This window comes from Microbacterium ulmi, from assembly GCF_011759705.1.
Taxonomy (GTDB): domain Bacteria; phylum Actinomycetota; class Actinomycetes; order Actinomycetales; family Microbacteriaceae; genus Microbacterium; species Microbacterium ulmi.
The window spans coordinates 437,326-451,239 of record NZ_JAAOZF010000002.1 but is presented as its reverse complement, the minus strand read 5'-3'; the positions used below and the strand labels follow the sequence as shown (position 1 = coordinate 451,239).

Genomic DNA, 13,914 nt, shown 5'->3' with positions numbered 1-13,914 from the left:
CGGCCCGTCGCGCCGCGACGCGCCGCGTAGCATGGCCGGATGCCAGCGATCGCTCCGCACGTCGGACGGATGCCGGGTTCCGGCGTCCGGCACATCCTCGAGCTCGCTCTTCGACGGCCCGGCACGATCGTGCTCGCCGTCGGCGAGCCGGGGGAGACCGTCGCATCCGGCCCTCGCGAGGCTGCGGCCGAGGCGTGGCGCGCGGGCGAGACGAGATACACGCCCAACGGCGGCATCCTGCCCCTGCGCGAGGCGATCGTCGACAAGCTCGCGCGCGAGAACGGCGTCACGGTCGACCTCGAACAGGTATGGGTCACGGTCGGGGCGACGCAGGCGCTGCACCTGGCGATGGCGCTCACGCTGTCTCACGGCGACGAGGTGCTCGTGCCCGATCCGGGGTACACGACATTCACGATGAACGCGCATCTGCTGCAGGCGAGGCCCGTGCCGTACGCGCTTCGCCCGGAGCGCGACTTCCAGCCCGATCTGACCGACCTCGAGACGCTCGTGACGGACCGCACGCGCGTCCTCATCGTGAACTCGCCGTCCAACCCGCTGGGGTCGACGTTCGACGCGCGCACGATGGCGGCCCTCGTCGGCTTCGCACGCCGCCATGACCTCTGGATCATCAGCGACGAGGTGTACGAGCGGTTCACGTGGGGGCATGCGCACGTGAGTCCCGCCGCGCTCGACTCCGACGATCGTGTGTTCACGGTCTACTCGACGTCGAAGACGTACGCCATGACGGGTGCGCGCGTCGGCTGGCTCGTGACGCCTCCTGGACTTCGTCCCACGATGCTCAAGGTGCAGGAGTCCCTCGTCAGCTGCGTCGACGCGCCGGCGCAGCGTGCGGCGCTCGCGGCGCTCACGGGACCGCAGGATGCCGTCGTCGCCCCGCAGGCGCACTATCGCGGCAACCTCGCCGCCGCGACGGCCGAGCTCGACCGCCGAGGACTGCGCTACCTCGAGCCGACGGGAGCGTTCTACCTCTGGATCGACGTGGCCCACGTCTCGGACGGGAACGTGCTCGCCTGGTGCGAGCGGTTCCTCGACGAAGCAGGCGTCGCCGTTGCGCCCGGCACGGCGTTCGGCGCGTCGGGCGAAGGGTGGATCCGCGTGTGTGTCGCGTCCGACCGCGATCAGCTGATCGAGGGACTGCGGAGGATCCCCGCCCCGATCTGAATCGCGGCCGCTCAGGTTCGCGGCATCCGTCCCCCGTAGAATCGACGGGACATGTCACCGCGCGCCCTGAAGCCCCTCGAGCCGTCCGCGACTCCGCCCGAGCTGATCCGCAACTTCTGCATCATCGCCCACATCGATCACGGCAAGTCGACGCTGGCCGATCGCATGCTGCAGATCACCGGCGTCGTCGCCGACCGTGACATGCGTGCGCAGTACCTCGACCGCATGGACATCGAGCGCGAGCGCGGCATCACGATCAAGTCGCAGGCGGTGCGGATGCCGTGGGCCACCGCCGACAGCACGTTCGCGCTCAACATGATCGACACGCCCGGCCACGTCGACTTCACGTATGAGGTCTCGCGGTCGCTGGCCGCGTGCGAGGGCGCCGTCCTGCTGGTCGACGCGGCGCAGGGCATCGAGGCTCAGACGCTCGCGAACCTGTATCTCGCGCTCGAGAACGACCTCCAGATCATCCCCGTGCTCAACAAGATCGACCTGCCCGCGGCCGACCCGGAGAAGTTCGCCCTCGAGCTCGCGAACCTCATCGGCGGCGACCCGGACGACGTCCTGCGCGTCTCGGGCAAGACGGGCGCCGGCGTCGAGGAGCTGCTCGACCGCATCGTGCGCGACATACCGGCCCCCCAGGGGAACGCGGACGCTCCCGCCCGCGCCATGATCTTCGACTCGGTGTACGACGCCTACCGGGGGGTCGTCACCTACGTCCGCATGATCGACGGCAAGCTCGAGCCGCGAGAGCGCATCCAGATGATGTCGACGAAGGCGGCGCACGAGCTGCTCGAGATCGGCGTCTCGAGCCCCGAGCCTGTGCCCACGAAGGGTCTCGGCGTCGGCGAGGTGGGCTACCTCATCACGGGGGTGAAGGACGTGCGCCAGTCGAAGGTCGGCGACACCGTCACGAACCTCCGCAAGCCCGCGACCGAGGCGCTGCCCGGCTACACCGACCCCAAGCCCATGGTCTTCTCGGGCATCTATCCGATCGACGGCAGCGACTATCCCGACCTGCGGGAGGCGCTCGACAAGCTGAAGCTGTCGGACGCGGCGCTCCAGTACGAGCCCGAGACGTCGGTCGCCCTCGGCTTCGGGTTCCGGTGCGGGTTCCTCGGCCTCCTGCACCTCGAGATCATCACGGAGCGCCTCTCGCGCGAGTTCGACCTCGACCTCATCACGACCGCTCCGAGCGTCATCTACGAGGTGACGACGGATGCGGGCAAGCACATCACCGTGACCAACCCGAGCGAGTACCCCGACGGCAAGGTCGCGTCGGTGTCGGAGCCCATGGTGAAGGCCGCGATCCTGACGCCGAAGGACTACGTCGGCACGGTCATGGAGCTGTGCCAGTCGCGGCGCGGGGCGCTGCTGGGCATGGAGTACTTCTCCGAGGAACGCGTCGAGCTGCGCTACAACATGCCCCTCGGCGAGATCGTCTTCGACTTCTTCGATCAGCTGAAGAGCCGCACGCAGGGCTACGCGAGCCTCGACTACGAGCCGAGCGGACAGCAGGAGGCCGACCTCGTGAAGGTCGACATCCTCCTCCAAGGCGACAAGGTCGACGCGTTCAGCTCGATCGTGCACCGCGACAAGGCGTACGCCTACGGAACGATGATGACCGAGCGGCTGCGCAAGCTGATCCCTCGGCAGCAGTTCGAGGTGCCGATCCAGGCGGCGATCGGCGCCCGGATCATCGCCCGCGAGTCGATCCGGGCGATGCGCAAGGACGTGCTCGCCAAGTGCTACGGCGGCGACATCACGCGCAAGCGCAAGCTCCTCGAGAAGCAGAAGGAGGGCAAGAAGCGCATGAAGATGGTCGGGCGCGTCGAGGTCCCCCAGGAGGCGTTCATCGCCGCGCTCTCGGGGGATGTCGAGAGCAAGGACAAGAAGTAGCGGATGCCGCGCGCACGGCGGCGCGACTTCGCGGCGGGCTCGACCCGGTCTCCGATCGCAGACCCGCCGCGAGGCTATCGGCTCGTCGAACAGTCGGTGCATCTGCGTCCGATCGACGAAGCGGAGCTTCGCCGAGTCGCGACGACGTGGGAGCTCAAGCGTCGGGCGGGCTTCCGCGTTCCCCCGACTCCACCGCGAGCGGGCCAGGACGTCGTCATCACGGCGGGCTTCGCCGGCGTCCGCTTCACCGAGCCTGCGCACGTCGTGTGGGCCGATGCCGACGGCTTCGGCTACGAGACACGCCCGGGGCATCCTCTGCACGGCGAGGAGTCGTTCCTCGTCCGATCACATCCCGACGGCGGGCTCGTGTTCACCCTCCGCTCGCTGTCTCGGTCGGGCGGGGGCCTGTGGGCGCTCGCGCTGCCTGCCGTGCGCGTCATCCAGCACCGGGTCGTGCGCCGGTATCTGCGCGTCGCGATCGACGCGTCCCGCTGACGCGTCGACCCGATTTCTCTCGGCCGCCTCCTCGCGGGGTCGGTAGGCTGGACGACATGCGTCGCGGAACCTTCAAGGACGAGACCGTGGACTACGCCGCCGTCGGCGCGACGCAGGCGCCCGATCTCATGCAGTACCCGCCCGAGCGCAGCATCCCCGCGGAGGAGTCGTGGCGCATCGGCAGCGGGGAGGCGCGCTTCCAGACGGCGAGCGAGGCGCTGCTGTCGTGGGCCGCGCTGCGGGGCGCCGGCCTCGCGCTCACGGACGTGCGCCCCGCGGCGGGCCCCATGTACTCGGGAGTGAGCTTCGACGCGGAAGGCAATGCCATCGCGCCGAGCCGCACCGTCGCCGACCAGCGGTTCGACGCCGACGGCACCCCCTACGTCGGCGCCGGCACGACCGTGAAGGTGGAGGGGCGCGTGAGGGGGATGCGCATCGACGGCGAGCTCCGCGTCATCTTCGCCGTCGAAGAGCCGCGCCGCGTGGGCTTCGCGCTCGGCACGGTCGGCGACTCCGTCGTGAGCGGCGAGGAGTCGTTCATGATCGAGTGGCATGACAACGACGAGGTCTGGTTCACGGTGCGGGCCTTCGACGCGCCTGCGGCTCTCCTCTACCGGCTCGTGCCCGCCATGACGCGGCGTCGCCGCCGCGAGCTCTTCCAGGGGTATCTGCGCGCGATCTCCCCGCTCTACCAGACGCCGGGCTGATGGGCTCCGCGCTGCCGCTCGGCGATCCCGCCCCGGCCGACGGAGCGCTGGATGCCGGCACGGACCCCGCGACGCCGTTCAGCGCCTACCTGCACGTGCCCTTCTGCCGGGTGCGCTGCGGCTACTGCGACTTCAACACCTACACGTCGGGCGAGCTGCGCGGCGCCCGCCAGGACGAGTACGCCGACACGCTGCTGCGCGAGATCGCGCTCGCGAGGGGCGTCCTCCAGGATGCCGGACCCCTCCGTCCCGCCGCCACGGTCTTCTTCGGCGGGGGGACGCCGACGCTGCTGCCGCCGGGCGATCTCGGCCGGATGCTCGACGGCGTGCGCGAGGCGTTCGGGCTCGAGGACGGCGCCGAGGTCACCGTCGAGGCCAATCCCGACACCGTCACGGATGCCGTCGCCGCCGAGCTCGCGGCATCCGGAGTGACACGCCTGTCGATCGGCATGCAGTCCGCCGTCCCGCACGTGCTCGCGGCGCTCGACCGCACGCACGAGCCCGAAGGCGTCACGACGGCCGTGCGGGCGGCGCGGGCGGCAGGGCTCGATGTGAGCCTCGACCTCATCTACGGGGCGCCCGGGGAGTCGCTCGACGACTGGCGCACCTCGCTCGAGACGGCCCTGGACCTCGCACCCGATCACGTGAGCGCCTACGCCCTCATCGTCGAGGAGGGCACGAAGCTGCACAGGCAGATCAGGCGCGGAGAGGTCCCCGCGCCCGACGACGACCTGCAGGCCGACATGTACGAGCTCGCCGACCGACTGCTCGCAGGCGCGGGATACGACTGGTACGAGGTCTCGAACTGGGCGACCGACGTACGGCACCGGTCGCGGCACAACCTCGCCTACTGGCAGGGCGCCGACTGGTGGGGCTTCGGCCCCGGAGCGCACAGCCACGTCGCGGGGGTGCGGTTCTGGAACGTCAAGCACCCGGCTGCCTACGCTCAGCGTCTCGCGGCGGGCGAGTCGCCTGCCGCGGGCCGCGAGACCCCGGATGCCGGGGCCACGGCGCTCGAGAACGTCCTGCTGCGCACCCGCATCCGCGAGGGGCTCCCCGTCGCTGAGCTGCTCGGCGAGGGCCGGCACGCCGTCGCGGCGCTCATCGCGGACGGCCTCGTCGACGGAGGCGAGGCCGTGCGCGGGCGGATCGTGCTGACCCTGCGTGGACGTCTCCTCGCGGATGCCGTCGTGCGGGCGCTCACGGACTGAGGACCGGCGCGTCACGCGCTCACGCCCTGGCGGGCGCGGGCTCTCCGCCCGACGACGCGCCTCCCCGCCTGTCCCGAGCGCATCCGGTAGAATTGGCACTCGGAGAGTGTGAGTGCCAGAACGCGGGTGAGGAGGGCGGAATGGTCAGCGAACGGGGCCTGCAGGTGCTGCGGGCGATCGTGCAGGACTACGTCGACACCCGCGAGCCCGTCGGAAGCAAGTCGATCGTCGACCGGTACCACTTCGGGGTCTCGGCCGCGACGATCCGCAACGACATGGCGCTGCTCGAGGACGAAGACCTCATCGCCGCGCCCCACACGTCGTCCGGGCGCGTTCCGACCGACAAGGGATACCGCGTCTTCGTCGACCACCTCGCCGAGCTCCGCCCCCTCTCGCCCGCGCAGCGCGCGGCGATCTCGTCGTTCCTCGACGCGCCGGGCGACCTCGACGACCTTCTGATGCGCACCGTGCGCGCTCTCACGCAGCTCACGGGCCAGGTCGCGATCGTGCAGTACCCGTCGTTCGCGCGAGCGAGCGTCACGCACGTCGAGCTCGTCGACATCGGCGGCGGACGTGTCATCGTCATCCTCGTGACCGACACGGGGCGTGTCTCGCAGCGCGTGACGTTCCTGCGCGACGAGCTTCCCGACGGCGCCGTCACGCACCTTCGCGCGGTCGTGTCCGGTCTCATCGTCGGCGTCTCGGTGCGCGAGGGATCGCAGCGGGTGGACGCGTTCCTCGCGGAGCACGCCCAGGATGCCGCGTCCTCGTCGGCCGTGTCGGCGGCGCTCCAGCTCGCTCGCGTCGTCGCGGAGGAGCTCGAGGAGTTCCGGCAGGACCGGATGATCATGGCCGGCACGGCCAACCTCGCGCGCCGCGAGGCGGACTTCCGCGGCAGCATCTACCCGGTGCTCGAGGCGATCGAGGAGCAGGTGACCCTGCTCAGGCTCATGACCGAGATGGTCGCAGACGAACACGGGCTCTCGGCGAGCATCGGGCGCGAGAACGCCGCATTCGGGCTGGCGGAGGCATCCGTCGTCGCGAGCGACTACGACGCGACCAGCGGCGTGGCGCGCGTCGGTGTGCTCGGTCCGACTCGCATGGACTATCCCACCAACCTCGCGACGGTGCGTGCCGTCGCACGCTATCTCAGCCGGCTGCTCGAAGAAGACGAGAGCGCCTGCTGAAGACATCGACGATCCCGCGGCGACCCCGCGGGCAGGAAGGCGACTGTGGCTGACCACTACGAGGTCCTCGGCGTCGCGCGCGACGCGACCCCCGACGAGATCAAGAAGGCGTACCGGCGTCTCGCGCGCGAGCTCCACCCCGACGTCAACCCGGGAGAAGACGCGTCCGAGCGCTTCAAGCTCGTGACCCACGCCTATGACGTGCTGAGCGACCCGCAGCAGCGTGCACGGTACGACATGGGCGGGAACGACTCGCCGTTCGGAGGAGGCGGGGGCTTCGGCGGCTTCGGCGACATCTTCGAGACGTTCTTCGGCGCCGCGGCAGGCGGGGGCCGGGCGGGAAGGCCGCGATCCCGCCGCGAGCGCGGTCAGGACGCCCTCGTGCACGTGACGCTCGAGCTGCGCGACGTCGTCTTCGGCACGCACCGCGACCTCGACGTCGACACGGCGGTCCTGTGCGAGACGTGCCAGGGGTCGTGCTGCCAGCCGGGCACGAGCCCTGTGACGTGCGACATCTGCCACGGATCCGGGCATGTGCAGCAGACGGTGCGGAGCCTTCTCGGCAACGTCGTGACGACGCACCCGTGCGGCTCGTGCCAGGGGTACGGCACGACGATCCCGTACCCGTGCGCGACCTGCCAGGGTCAGGGGCGCGTGCGCGCGCGCCGTACGGTGTCGATCGACATCCCCGCGGGCGTCGAGTCGGGGCTGCGCCTCCAGCTCCCCGGCTCCGGCGAGGTCGGACCCGCCGGCGGGCCCCACGGCGATCTGTACATCGAGATCGACGTGACGCACCACGAGGTGTTCAGCCGCGAAGGCGACGATCTGCTCGCGACGCTCGAGGTCTCGATGCCCGACGCGATCCTCGGCACGACGGCCACGATCGACTCGCTCGACGGCCCCGTCGACCTCGAGATCCGCCCGGGAGTGCAGGCGGGCGACGTGCTCACGATCAAGGGCCGCGGCATCACGCCGCTGCGCGGATCCCAGCGCGGCGACCTGCGCGTGGGCGTCCACGTCGTCACCCCGACGCGGCTCGACGCGAAGGAACGGGCCCTCATCGAGGACTTCGCCAAGAAGACCAAGGCGCCGGCGCCGCATCTCGCGGAGTTCCACCAGGGCCTGTTCTCCAAGCTCCGCGACCGCTTCCGGAACGGCTGACGCGTGGCGCTGCACTTCCTCGTCGATTCGGCGACGGATGCCGCACCCGGCGACGTCGTCGTCCTGACGGGCGCGGAGGCTCACCATGCCGCCGCCGTGCGCCGCGTGCGGGTCGGCGAGGAGGTCACGCTCGGCGACGGCCGGGGCGTGTTGCTCACGGGCGCGTGCGAGGCCGTCGCCCCGAAGGAGGTCGTCGTCCGCATCGGGGCGCGCTCCGAGATCCCTCCCGCGCACCCGCGCATCACGCTCGTGCAGGCCCTCGCGAAGGGGGATCGCGACGAGCTCGCCGTGCAGGCGGCGACCGAGCTCGGCGTCGACGAGATCACGCCGTGGCAGGCGGCCCGCAGCGTCTCGCGGTGGGACGCCGCGAAGGCCGCGAGAGGCCGCGCCCGCTGGGAGGCGATCGCGCGCGAAGCGGCGAAGCAGGCGCATCGCGCGTGGCTTCCCGTCGTGTCCGCGCCGACCACGACGGACCAGCTCGCCGCACGGGCCGCGGCATCCCGCGTCCTCGTGCTCGAGCCGACGGCGACGACCGCGCTGTCGCGTGCCGATCTGGGAGCGTCAGACTCCGACATCCTGCTCGTCGTGGGTCCTGAGGGGGGCATCGCGCCCGAAGAGCTCTCGCTCCTGGAGAACGCCGGTGCGACGCTCGTGCGGCTCGGGTCGACCGTGCTGCGCACCTCGACCGCCGGCCCTGCCGCGATCTCGATCGTCAGCGCGGCGCTCGGCCGATGGTGATCCGGCGCGCGCGCCGACCCCGTCGATAGACTGGGCGCATGAGCGAGCCCTCGATCTTCACGCGCATCCTCAACGGGGAGATCCCGTCGGAGATCATCGCCGAGACCGAGAACGCCTTCGCGATCCGCGACATCGCACCGCAGGCGCCCGTGCACCTGCTCGTCATCCCGAAGTCGCAGGAGTACCGCAACGTCGTCGAGCTCGCGGCAGGCGACCCTGCGCTGCTCGCAGAGCTCGTGGGTCTGGCGAACTCGCTCGCGGCGGAGCACTCCGACGGCGACTTCCGCCTCATCTTCAACACGGGCGGGGGCGCCGGCCAGACCGTGTTCCACGTCCACGCGCACGTCCTCGCGGGCGGTCTCGCGGAACGAACCCTCGGAGCAGACCCTCGGTGAGCGATTCTTCCGATTCCCCCGTCGTCGAGCGCGTGTATGCCGACGGCATCGCGATGGTCCAGCTCCTGGGTCCGCAGGACCGGCTCCTGCGCGTCGTCGAGCGCGAGCATCCGGACGTCGACGTCCACGTCCGAGGCAACGAGATCACGCTGACGGGGGATGCCGCGCCCGTCGCCGCCGCCAAGGCGCTCGTCGACGAGCTCATCTCGATGACGCGCGCGGGCCAGGGGCTCGACCCCGCCGACGTCGTCTCCTCGAACCGGATGCTGCGCACGGAAGGCGGCCCGAGGCCGTCCGAGGTGCTCGGCGAGGCCATCCTGTCGTCGCGCGGCAAGATCATCCGGCCCAAGACGGCGGGGCAGAAGGCCTACGTCGACGCGATCGAGGAGAACACGATCGTGTTCGGCATCGGGCCCGCGGGAACGGGCAAGACGTACCTCGCGATGGCGAAGGCCGTTCAGGCGCTGCAGCGCAAGGAGGTCAGCCGCATCATCCTCACGCGACCGGCGGTCGAGGCGGGGGAGCGGCTCGGATTCCTCCCCGGCACGCTGAACGACAAGATCGACCCGTACCTGCGTCCGCTGTACGACGCGCTCAACGAGATGCTCGACCCCGAGCTCGTGCCCAAGCTCATGGCCTCCGGCACGATCGAGGTCGCGCCGCTGGCGTACATGCGGGGTCGAACACTCAACGACTCTTTCGTCGTGCTCGACGAGGCGCAGAACACGACGCCCGAGCAGATGAAGATGTTCCTCACGAGGCTCGGCTTCGGCACGCGCATGGTCGTGACGGGCGACATCACGCAGGTCGACCTCCCGCAGGGCGCGTCGGGCCTCCGGCTCGTGACGCGGGTCCTCGGCGACATCGACGACATCCACTTCGCGTACCTCACGAGCGACGACGTCGTCCGCCACACGCTCGTCGGTCGCATCGTCGACGCGTACAGCGAGTACGATGAGCGCCGCCTCGCGGCCCGTCGCGAACGGGACGAGGCATCCGAGTTCGCCAATCGCGCCGAACGGCGCTCGGCCGCCCGGCCGGCAGGACCCCGTGACCATCTCCCCAAGCGAGGCCGTGCATGACGATCGAGATCAACAACGAGTCGGGGATCGCCGTCGACGAGGGCGTGCTGCTGCGACTCATGGAGCACAACCTCGCGGAGCTGCATGTCAGCGCCGACGCCGACGTCGCGATCGTCCTCGTCGACGAGGGGGCGATGGAGGCCCTTCACGTCCAGTGGATGGACGAGCCCGGACCGACCGACGTCCTGAGCTTCCCGATGGACGAGCTGCGCCCCGGCACGGAGGACATGCCGACTCCCGCGGGCCTACTCGGCGACATCGTGCTCTGCCCGCAGGTCGCCGAGACGCAGGCGGTCGCCGCGAAGCACTCGACGCTCGACGAGCTCATCCTCCTCACGACGCACGGGCTCCTCCACCTCCTCGGCTTCGACCACGCCGAGCCGGACGACGAGCGCGAGATGTTCGGGCTGCAGAAGGAGCTCATCCTGAGCTTCCATGTCGCCGAGCGACGACGCCACCGCACATGACGGCAGCCCTCCTCCTCGTCGCCGCGGTGCTGCTCATCGCGTTCGGCAGCCTCATGGCGGCGCTGGACGCGGCTCTCGCGGTGACCTCCCGCGCGGATCTCGCCGATCTCGGCGCGAACGGGCGCAACGCGGCCTCTCTCCGGCGCATCTCCGACGACCCAGAGGCGCACGCCATCGCGGTCGTCTTCATCCGCATCCTCTCGGAGACGACCGCCGCCGTCCTCGTGACGGTCGCCTTCACCCTGCTGCTCGACAGCATCTGGTGGGCCATGCTCGTCGCCGCGATCCTCATGACGGGCGTGTCGTTCGTCATCGTGGGCGCGAGCCCGCGCACGTGGGGACGCCAGCACGCGAAAGGCCTCCTCGCGGGCGCCGCTCCCGTCGTCCGAGGCGTGCGCGTCCTCCTGGGCCCGCTCGCGCACGGCCTCGTCGCTCTCGGCAACCGCGTGACGCCCGGCGTCGCCCGCAGCGCGTCGTTCGCCTCCGAGGAGCAGCTGCTCAGCATGGTCGACGAGGCGGCGTCGCAGGACCTCATCGAAGAAGACGACCGCGAGCTCATCCACTCCGTCTTCGACTTCACGGACACGTTCGTGCGAGCCGTCATGGTGCCGCGCACAGACATGGTGACGGTCGACGCGACAGCCTCGACGCGCGACGCGATGGCGGTGTTCCTCGAGAAGGGCATCTCGCGGATCCCCCTCGTCGACGACGACGCGGACGACGTCGTGGGCGTCGTGTATCTCAAGGACCTCGTGCAGTTCGGCTTCCGCGACGAGGCGGGATGGCGGGATGCCCCGATCCGCGCGATCGCACGACCTCCCGTCTTCGTCCCCGAGTCGATGAAGGCCGAGACGCTCCTGCAGCAGATGAAGCGCGACGCCGTGCACGTGTGCCTCGTCGTCGACGAGTACGGCGGGGTCTCGGGGCTCGTGACGCTCGAAGACCTCATCGAAGAGCTCGTGGGCGAGATCGCGGACGAGTACGACCCGCGCTCCGACGAGGTCGTCGAGCTCGAGCCGGGCCGCTACCGCGTCAGCGCGCGACTGGGGCTGGACGAGGTCGGAGACCTGTTCGGGATCGAGCTCGAGGACGAGGACGTCGACTCCGTCGGCGGCCTTCTCGGGAAGGCGCTGGGCCGCATCCCGCAGCCGGGCGCCACCGCCGAGTACGAGGGTCTCGTCTTCACGGGCGGAGCGTCGAGGGGCCGTGGCAGGGGCCTCGCGACGGTGTTCGTCGAACGCGGCGCCGCGCTCGCGGCCGCCGACGAGGCCAATGGCACGCACCCGCGCACGGGTGAGGTGCGCGTCGCGAGGTCGAAGACCGGCGACGTGAAGCCTGCCAAGTCGAAGACCGGCGACGTCAAGGCCGCACGACCGAAGACCGGCGACGTCAAGGTCGCGAAACCGAAGACCGGCGACCTCGCCGTCGCCAAGCAGAAGAAGGGCGAGACCGATGCCTGAAGAGACCCGGTCAGGATTCGTGACGTTCGTCGGGCGCCCCAACGTCGGCAAGTCGACGCTCACGAACGCGCTCGTCGGAGAGAAGGTCGCCATCACGAGCGACAAGCCGCAGACGACGCGACGCGCGATCCGCGGCATCCTGAACCGCCCGGCGGGGCAGCTCGTCATCGTCGACACTCCAGGTCTGCACAAGCCGCGGACGCTTCTCGGCCAGCGGCTCAACGACCTCGTCGAGCAGGTGCTGGGCGACGTCGACGTCATCGGCTTCTGCGTGCCGGCGACCGAGAAGGTCGGCCCCGGCGACCGGCGCATCGCGGAGTCCCTCGACGGGTACCGCCGCGCGAAGAAGGTCGCGATCGTCACGAAGACGGATGCCGCGACCCGCGACCAGATCACCGAGCGGCTCCTCGAGGTCGACGGCCTGCGCGAGGACTGGGCGGCCGTCATCCCGCTGTCCGCGCTGGGCGACGAGCAGCTCGACGTCCTCACGGACGAGCTGCTCACGCTCATGCCCGCGGGCCCGGCGCTGTACCCCGACGGCGTCGTGACGGACGAGTCGACGGAGGACCGCATCGCCGAGATCATCCGCGAGGCGGCGCTCGACGGCGTTCGGGACGAGCTGCCGCACTCGATCGCGGTCGTCGTCCAGGATGTCGCGCCGCGCGAGGGCTCCGACCTCACCGACATCTACGCCGACATCGTCGTGGAGCGCGACAGCCAGAAGGCGATCATCATCGGCAGGAAGGGCTCACGACTTCGAGACGTCGGCGCGCGGGCACGGGCCGGCATCGAGCCGCTCGTGGGCGGCCGCGTCTTCCTGTCGCTGCACGTGCGGGTGGCGAAGGAATGGCAGCGAGACCCCAAGCAGCTCGGACGCCTCGGGTTCTGACATGGCCAGGGGCTGGATCGCGACCGCCTGGGGGAGCCCGCAGACATGGGTGTTCGCCGAGAGCGGGCTTCCCGCACCTCGTCAGGGCGAGGTGACGATCCGGGTGAGGGCGGCCGGCGTCAACCCCGCCGACTACAAGCACGTCGCGGCGCCCCGCGCCGGTGTCTCGCTGCCTGTGCCGATCGGCTACGAGGTCTCCGGAGAGCTCGCGGCGATCGGCCCCGCCACGCGGATCGCGTCGGGCGAGGCGCGCATCGGCGACGAGGTGGTCGCGTTCCGCGTGCGGGGCGGCTACGCCACGGAGCTCGTCGTGCCGGCCGAGGACGTGTTCGCGAAGCCGGCCTCGCTCTCGCACGCCGAGGCGGCGAACCTCCTGCTCGCGGGATCGACGGCCGCCGAGATGCTCCATGTCGTCGGAGTCGCCGAGGGCGAGACGATCCTGCTGCACGGCGCGTCCGGCGCGGTCGGCGTGAGCGTCCTGCAGCAGGCCGCCGAGCTCGGCGCGCGCGTCGTCGGCACCGCGAGTCCCGCGAGCTTCGAGCGTGTGCGGAGGTTCGGCGGCATCCCCGTCGCCTACGGCCCCGACCTCGCCGATCGGGTTCAGGATGCCGCGGGCGCGCCGATCATCGCGGCGCTCGACGCTGTAGGCACCGACGAGGCCGTCGACGCGTCGCTCGCGGTCGTCGCGGACAGGAGCAGGATCGTCACGATCGCCGCGCCCCAGCGCGCCGCCGCCGCGGGCTTCCGAGCGATCGCCGGCGCGCTGCCCGAGAGCGCCGCATATCGCGACAGCGTCCGCCGCAGGCTGCTGGAGGCGGCCGCGGCGGGACGCCTGGACGTGCCCGTCGCACGCACGTTCCCGCTGGAGGAGGCCCGAGAGGCCATGCGGCTGCTCGCCCAGGGGCATCCGGGCGGCAAGCTCGCGCTCATCCCCTGAGCCTCCCCGCATCCCGCCCGCGACCCTCGTCGCGTCGCCATGACCCCTGTTCGCCTGCCGCGCGATGTGCTCTAGAGTGTTGCGGACAGAGCCGGAGGCGG

General features: G+C 70.9%; 14 protein-coding genes. All 14 read left to right on the top strand.

The window, feature by feature from the left end:
• Nucleotides 1-39: 39 nt before the first annotated feature.
• Nucleotides 40-1,182 carry a pyridoxal phosphate-dependent aminotransferase gene (locus FHS08_RS14745; RefSeq protein WP_167040774.1) on the top strand — a complete coding sequence of 381 codons (1,143 nt, stop codon included), beginning with the start codon at nucleotides 40-42 and terminating at the stop codon, nucleotides 1,180-1,182.
• Nucleotides 1,183-1,233: 51 nt separating this feature from the next.
• On the top strand, nucleotides 1,234-3,084 hold the full coding sequence (gene lepA, locus FHS08_RS14740; RefSeq protein WP_167040771.1) for a translation elongation factor 4: 1,851 nt from the start codon (nucleotides 1,234-1,236) through the stop codon (nucleotides 3,082-3,084).
• 3 nt (nucleotides 3,085-3,087) lie between these two features.
• On the top strand, nucleotides 3,088-3,579 hold the full coding sequence (locus tag FHS08_RS14735) for a DUF1990 family protein (protein WP_167040768.1): 492 nt from the start codon (nucleotides 3,088-3,090) through the stop codon (nucleotides 3,577-3,579).
• A 56-nt stretch (nucleotides 3,580-3,635) separates the two neighbouring features.
• Entirely contained in the window at nucleotides 3,636-4,286 is a 651-nt protein-coding gene (locus tag FHS08_RS14730; protein ID WP_167040766.1) for a DUF1990 family protein, read from the top strand.
• Complete coding sequence (gene hemW / locus FHS08_RS14725) at nucleotides 4,286-5,497, top strand: radical SAM family heme chaperone HemW (RefSeq protein ID WP_167040763.1); 1,212 nt, start codon at nucleotides 4,286-4,288, stop codon at nucleotides 5,495-5,497. Before FHS08_RS14730 ends, hemW begins: the two co-directional genes overlap by 1 nt.
• Nucleotides 5,498-5,637: 140 nt before the next feature.
• Entirely contained in the window at nucleotides 5,638-6,684 is a 1,047-nt protein-coding gene (hrcA, locus tag FHS08_RS14720) for a heat-inducible transcriptional repressor HrcA (RefSeq protein WP_167040760.1), read from the top strand.
• A gap of 45 nt (nucleotides 6,685-6,729) precedes the next feature.
• Complete coding sequence (gene dnaJ, locus FHS08_RS14715; RefSeq protein WP_167040757.1) at nucleotides 6,730-7,845, top strand: molecular chaperone DnaJ; 1,116 nt, start codon at nucleotides 6,730-6,732, stop codon at nucleotides 7,843-7,845.
• Between the two features lie 3 nt (nucleotides 7,846-7,848).
• Nucleotides 7,849-8,583, top strand: a complete 735-nt coding sequence (locus FHS08_RS14710) for a 16S rRNA (uracil(1498)-N(3))-methyltransferase (RefSeq protein ID WP_167040754.1) — start codon at nucleotides 7,849-7,851, stop codon at nucleotides 8,581-8,583.
• A gap of 38 nt (nucleotides 8,584-8,621) precedes the next feature.
• Entirely contained in the window at nucleotides 8,622-8,978 is a 357-nt protein-coding gene (locus FHS08_RS14705; RefSeq protein WP_167040751.1) for an HIT domain-containing protein, read from the top strand.
• Between the two features lie 53 nt (nucleotides 8,979-9,031).
• Nucleotides 9,032-10,060, top strand: a complete 1,029-nt coding sequence (locus tag FHS08_RS14700) for a PhoH family protein (protein ID WP_208382647.1) — start codon at nucleotides 9,032-9,034, stop codon at nucleotides 10,058-10,060.
• Nucleotides 10,057-10,527 (top strand): rRNA maturation RNase YbeY, encoded by a 471-nt coding sequence (gene ybeY, locus FHS08_RS14695; protein ID WP_167040746.1) that lies wholly within the window; start codon nucleotides 10,057-10,059, stop codon nucleotides 10,525-10,527. Before FHS08_RS14700 ends, ybeY begins: the two co-directional genes overlap by 4 nt.
• Nucleotides 10,524-11,987 carry a hemolysin family protein gene (locus FHS08_RS14690; protein WP_167040744.1) on the top strand — a complete coding sequence of 488 codons (1,464 nt, stop codon included), beginning with the start codon at nucleotides 10,524-10,526 and terminating at the stop codon, nucleotides 11,985-11,987. Before ybeY ends, FHS08_RS14690 begins: the two co-directional genes overlap by 4 nt.
• Nucleotides 11,980-12,876 carry a GTPase Era gene (era, locus tag FHS08_RS14685; RefSeq protein WP_167040742.1) on the top strand — a complete coding sequence of 299 codons (897 nt, stop codon included), beginning with the start codon at nucleotides 11,980-11,982 and terminating at the stop codon, nucleotides 12,874-12,876. The genes FHS08_RS14690 and era overlap by 8 nt, the downstream gene beginning before the upstream one ends.
• 1 nt (nucleotide 12,877) lies before the next feature.
• Nucleotides 12,878-13,813 (top strand): NADP-dependent oxidoreductase, encoded by a 936-nt coding sequence (locus FHS08_RS14680; RefSeq protein ID WP_167040740.1) that lies wholly within the window; start codon nucleotides 12,878-12,880, stop codon nucleotides 13,811-13,813.
• The last annotated feature ends 101 nt before the right edge of the window (nucleotides 13,814-13,914 follow it).

Excerpts from the sequence above, each read along its gene's own strand:
- FHS08_RS14690 (WP_167040744.1), top strand. The coding sequence starts at position 10,524 with ATGACGGCAGCCCTCCTCCTCGTCGCCGCGGTGCTGCTCATCGCGTTC.
- hemW (WP_167040763.1), top strand. The coding sequence starts at position 4,286 with ATGGGCTCCGCGCTGCCGCTCGGCGATCCCGCCCCGGCCGACGGAGCG.
- FHS08_RS14705 (WP_167040751.1), top strand. The coding sequence starts at position 8,622 with ATGAGCGAGCCCTCGATCTTCACGCGCATCCTCAACGGGGAGATCCCG.
- FHS08_RS14735 (WP_167040768.1), top strand. The coding sequence starts at position 3,088 with ATGCCGCGCGCACGGCGGCGCGACTTCGCGGCGGGCTCGACCCGGTCT.
- FHS08_RS14680 (WP_167040740.1), top strand. The coding sequence starts at position 12,878 with ATGGCCAGGGGCTGGATCGCGACCGCCTGGGGGAGCCCGCAGACATGG.
- FHS08_RS14700 (WP_208382647.1), top strand. The coding sequence starts at position 9,032 with ATGGTCCAGCTCCTGGGTCCGCAGGACCGGCTCCTGCGCGTCGTCGAG.
- ybeY (WP_167040746.1), top strand. The coding sequence starts at position 10,057 with ATGACGATCGAGATCAACAACGAGTCGGGGATCGCCGTCGACGAGGGC.
- hrcA (WP_167040760.1), top strand. The coding sequence starts at position 5,638 with ATGGTCAGCGAACGGGGCCTGCAGGTGCTGCGGGCGATCGTGCAGGAC.
- lepA (WP_167040771.1), top strand. The coding sequence starts at position 1,234 with ATGTCACCGCGCGCCCTGAAGCCCCTCGAGCCGTCCGCGACTCCGCCC.
- FHS08_RS14730 (WP_167040766.1), top strand. The coding sequence starts at position 3,636 with ATGCGTCGCGGAACCTTCAAGGACGAGACCGTGGACTACGCCGCCGTC.
- era (WP_167040742.1), top strand. The coding sequence starts at position 11,980 with ATGCCTGAAGAGACCCGGTCAGGATTCGTGACGTTCGTCGGGCGCCCC.
- FHS08_RS14745 (WP_167040774.1), top strand. The coding sequence starts at position 40 with ATGCCAGCGATCGCTCCGCACGTCGGACGGATGCCGGGTTCCGGCGTC.